The 4,365-nt window shown below is 61.8% G+C and carries 5 protein-coding genes; 1 reads left to right on the top strand and 4 read right to left on the bottom strand.

Features of this window, described 5'->3' with window-relative positions; translation table 11 throughout:
• A partial coding sequence (locus tag B7R24_RS18475; protein ID WP_367302594.1) for an IS3 family transposase occupies positions 1-89 on the top strand: 89 nt, incomplete at its 5' end.
• Positions 90-129: 40 nt separating this feature from the next.
• On the opposite strand, the gene B7R24_RS16735 is transcribed toward B7R24_RS18475, so the two are convergent.
• The 4 genes from B7R24_RS16735 to B7R24_RS16755 all read right to left on the bottom strand — a co-directional run bounded on the left by B7R24_RS16735 (position 130) and on the right by B7R24_RS16755 (position 3,697).
• Positions 130-870, bottom strand: a complete 741-nt coding sequence (locus tag B7R24_RS16735) for a GAF and ANTAR domain-containing protein (protein ID WP_116420190.1) — start codon at positions 868-870, stop codon at positions 130-132.
• Complete coding sequence (locus B7R24_RS16740; protein WP_116420191.1) at positions 867-1,628, bottom strand: ANTAR domain-containing protein; 762 nt, start codon at positions 1,626-1,628, stop codon at positions 867-869. The genes B7R24_RS16735 and B7R24_RS16740 overlap by 4 nt, the downstream gene beginning before the upstream one ends.
• Positions 1,629-2,193: 565 nt before the next feature.
• Positions 2,194-2,595, bottom strand: a complete 402-nt coding sequence (locus B7R24_RS16750) for a DUF7882 family protein (protein WP_216363773.1) — start codon at positions 2,593-2,595, stop codon at positions 2,194-2,196.
• Between the two features lie 388 nt (positions 2,596-2,983).
• Positions 2,984-3,697 (bottom strand): GAF and ANTAR domain-containing protein, encoded by a 714-nt coding sequence (locus B7R24_RS16755; RefSeq protein WP_116420193.1) that lies wholly within the window; start codon positions 3,695-3,697, stop codon positions 2,984-2,986.
• Between the last annotated feature and the right edge of the window lie 668 nt (positions 3,698-4,365).

Here is a 4,365-nt window from a genome sequence, read left to right on the forward strand (position 1 = left end):
GCTGGTACAACGCCCGCCGACGCCACTCCGGCATCGGCTACCTCAGTCCATTAGAGTACGAACGCCGCCAGCTCACACTGGCAGCCTGACCAACCAACCACCTGTCCGGGAAACGGGGTCAGCCTCAGTTCAGGGGTTCAGGGTTTTGGGGTGGTGCGTGGTGGGGTGGAGGTGGAGGGTTCCGTTGATGATGTTTTCGGCGTCGTGTAGGAGCCGGTTGTGGTTGGTTCTTGCGTGGTCACGGATGAGGTCGAAGGCTGTGTCTGGGGTGATTTTCGCGTGTTCGGCGAGGATGCCTTTGGCTTGTTCGATGAGGACCCGGTTGTTCAGCGCAGCTTGTAGCTGGTCGGCGAGGACGGCTTGTTCGGTGTTGCCGCGGTTTTGGAGGAGGCTGATGGTGGCCATGTCGGCGAGGGCCTGGCCGAGGGCGATGTCGGGTTCGGTGAGGAGGGTGGTGTGCTCGGAGCAGAGGTTTATGGCGCCGATGATGTTCCCGCGGTGCCTGAGGGGGAGCGCGTGGGTTGCTTTCACACCGGATGCTGCGGCGACGGCTTCGAACTGGGGCCACTTCTCCCGGGCCTCGCCGATCGTCACGTTCAGGACGGGTTGACCGGTGTGGAAGGAGTCCAGGCAGGGACCTTCGTTGATTTGCAGTTCGAAGAGTTCTAGGTTCCGGATTTTCTCGGAGGAGGACGCGGCGAGTTTCAGGCCGCCGCGGAGGTCAGAGAGCATGATCCCGGCGGCATCGATGCCGAGGAGTTCCACGCACGCGTCGGCGAGGTAGTGCAGGAGGTCGGTGGCGTCGAAGGTGTCGGTGAGGGTGTCGGCGAGGGTGATGAACACCTCCGCGAGGCGGGTTTCTCGGGTCATGAGTTTTCCGTTCCGTCAGGGCTTTGAAAGTTGCTTGTGTCCCAGGTGATGAACAGTTTCCGGGCGATGACGGCCCGCGCGACACTGGTGAGGGGTTTTGTGTTGCTGTATGCGTGGGCTCGGAGCAGGGATAGCGCGGTTCCGAGGTCGGTTTTCAGCTGCGCGGAGAGCATCCCGGTGGCTTGGTGCACGTCGGCTTGTAGGGTGAACGGGTCTTCCAGAATGGGTGGAAGCACGTCGATCGTGTCGCCGTGAAGAGTTTCGGTGGCGGATTTGTCAAGGAGCAACGCGGTCGCGGCTGCGGCGTACGCCAGTACGGTGGTGAGATGGTCTTCGCTGAGTGTCCCGGGGTGGTTTCGGTAGAGCGTGAGAGCGCCGAGGCTGATCGCGCCGAGTCGGAGGGGGAACGCGAACGCCGCTTTCACCCCAACATGAAGCGCTTCGGGGGTGAAGCCTGGCCATTCGGTGTTGCTGTCCCCTAGGTGGGGGCGGAGCACGATGCGGTTGGTTTCTGCGCAGCTGATCTGGGGTCCTTCCCCGAGAATGAAGCCGATCAGTTCCAATGCGTGCCCGGTGCCCTCCGTCGCGGCGATGGTGAGCGGGGCGGAATGGGTGACGGACCAGGTCAGCGATGTTCCTGCTGCACTTGTGGCGTGTGCGCACTCGTTGACGAGGCGTTGCGCGGGAGGATCAGCGTCAGGACGGGTGTCGGCGTGGATCGTATGGAGGATCGCGGCGGCGGCCTGTTCAACATTCATCAGGAGACATCACCGTCTGCCCTTTGATCTAAGTGCGCGTGGGGGGTTGTTTCGGAGTATCGGCGCAGTCGTCGGCGGGGCGTCCGGCGACGGGCTGTGTGTAGGCGAGATAACATGGCGTCCCGACTCGTTGAGGTGACCGTGTTCGCATGGTCGATGCAGATACGGAACCGTGCTGGTAACGGCTTTCAGCTTCCGGGTTCTGGGGCGGCTGCGACCGAGTCTAACGACTGTCACCCAGAATGTGTGCGGTTCCTCATTTTTCTGGGTTGCGGGTTTCGTTGGGTGATGACTCGAGCGGTCGCGTTGAGAAGGACGCCCTTTGTTGTTCCGGGGAGTTGGCTGAGGGCTGGTGCGTGTTTCCAGATGAACAGCCAGACGGCGCTCAGGGCGGCGTCGGTGTCTTCGGGCCGGACGAGGCGGTGGCAGAGACCGTTCAGGGTCGGGGCGAATCTGTCGTAGAGCTCGCTGAGCGCCACGTGGTCACCGACCGCGACCGCAGCCAAAAGAACGGTGCTTGATCGTTCGAGTTCCGCGGACGGCGAGAGGGTTTCGCGGGGCCCGTTCACGAAGCGTTCTTCACCGGCGAGGCGTTCTCGACTGATGAAGCATGCGTTTCCCGGGCTAACGCTCCCGCGGGTGCGAGTGCGGGGGAGTTGTTGGCGAGGGGGTGTGCTGGTTGTTCGGCGGTGATCACGAGGCCATATGAGCTGTTCGCAGAATCGGTCAGCTCGGTCAACCAGGCGGTGTTGATGGTGGGGCTGCGGCTGCCGAAGAATCTGAAGTAGATCGGTATCGCGGGGTGCAACCAGATCGAGGAGCGTCCGCTGCCGCAGCCGGGTGCATCCGCCCAGGACATCACGAAGCTCTCCCCGCGGCGAAGCTTTAGGACCATCACGATCTGCACGTGGGTGAGGAGACGGTCTTCCACACTGATGTCATGGATGCCGTAGGTGAAAGTTCCCATGATCAACTACACGCCCCCTCTCTGATGTGACAAGGACTCTCCGCTTTGCGGCCTTTCGGCAGCGGGCCAGGCATCTTTACCCGGTCACGTCCGGCGTACCCGATGTCAGGCAGGGGATGGTGGATGAATCCGCGGAACGGAGCCCAGCGGGGGTCTGAGCTGCTTGGCAGCATCAGGAAGGTCGGACGTCTGACCGATGCTGTTGGGGCGCACGCAAATGGTGGCATGTCGGTGTTCTCCGATGGGGCACGAACGGGTGACCGCTGCCAAAAAGTCCGGAGCAACACGCACAGACTATGCCCCAACCACCATGCAGGAGCACATCGGGGGAAGTTCTTCTCCCCGAAACAACCACACAAGGCGGGTTTTGTGACCTGGTTCTGCCGGGTCAGACGGTGACGGTGCCGTTCACGATCCCGGTGGCGGTGGCGGCGAAGCTGGTGTTGGTGTTCCGGGTGTGCCGGCGGATGATCTGGAACGCAGCATCCATGTTCACGTTGTGAGTGTGGGAGACGATCCCTTTGGCTTGTTCGATGATCACCCGACTGTTCAGCGCATGTTGGAGTTGTTCGCGGGCGGTGTCCGCGTGGCGGATCGCTCGTTCTTGGAGGATCCCGATCGTTGCAACATCAGCCAACGCTCTCGCGGCAACAACATCGTCGCTGCTGAGGACCCCAGTGCGATCCCGGAACACGTTCAACGCACCAAGCGTGTCATCCCTCAGCCGCAGCGGCACGGAGTGCACCGCCCCGTAACCGAGCTCTCTGGCGCCCATCGCAAAAACGGGCCACCGGTCGACTGCGTCATCGAGGTCCGGGACGGAGACAACCGCGCCGCTGAGGTACGCCTGAACGCAGGGACCCTGACCGGCGTCGAGTTGCATCAGGTCAAGGAGGTGGCTTCGTTCGTTGGTCGCGGCGACGGTTTCGAGTGTGCCGCCCTGATTCGCGAGGATGATGCCGACATCCGCGGCGTCCAACACGTCAGCGCATTTCTCGACAAGGGTCTGCAGAAGGTCGATGATGTCATACCCGGCGACAAGGGTATCGGCGAGAGTAACGAGCGCCTCGACCAGCAAAGTCCGCTCAACATTCTCTGTCATCATCACTCCTCCCGCACTGTCGCACAGATCTTCGAGCAGTCTACGGTCCAGGCGATCATCGAACCCAAAACGGTTCATATTGCCTCGTTCAAGGCGCATCGAGACGCATCGACGCAGATTGGTGCAGAAATGCTACCGTCGGCTATCTGGTTTCCCTAGACCCCGGTCCCTTGATGACAATTCCTGTCCTCGAGGAGAACGGCGCCCACTGTGCGAGTGATCCGCCCGGAATTATCCCCACCCCGGCCATCACACGCCCTCGGTCCCCTTTCGGGGGAGACCTGATGGGGGATGGAGGGGACGAACACGACACCGGGCGCGGCGCATTCCACCCCGAACCGACTAGCCGAAGCGGTCTCCGATGCCCCCACCCGCGTCGGTTGGCACAACAACCGTAGTAAGTCATTCTGCCGGGTCACGGGGTCGGGGGTACCGGGTTGGGTGTCAGTACGAGAACGAGCTTTGAATTCGCCGACCGCGCCGGACTAGGCCGTCCAGTGTTACGAGTGTTGCGTACTCATCCGATGCCATCATGTCTCCCTGTTAACGCCAACCCAAAACAGGGCCATTAGCGCCAACTGAAAATAGGGCCACCAACCACTATGGAGGGTGATCAAATTGGATGACTGGGCAGAGATTCGCCACTTGTTTTCGACGGGGAAGTATTC

The sequence above is a fragment of the Subtercola boreus genome, from assembly GCF_003399645.1.
Taxonomy (GTDB): Bacteria; Actinomycetota; Actinomycetes; order Actinomycetales; family Microbacteriaceae; genus Subtercola; species Subtercola boreus_A.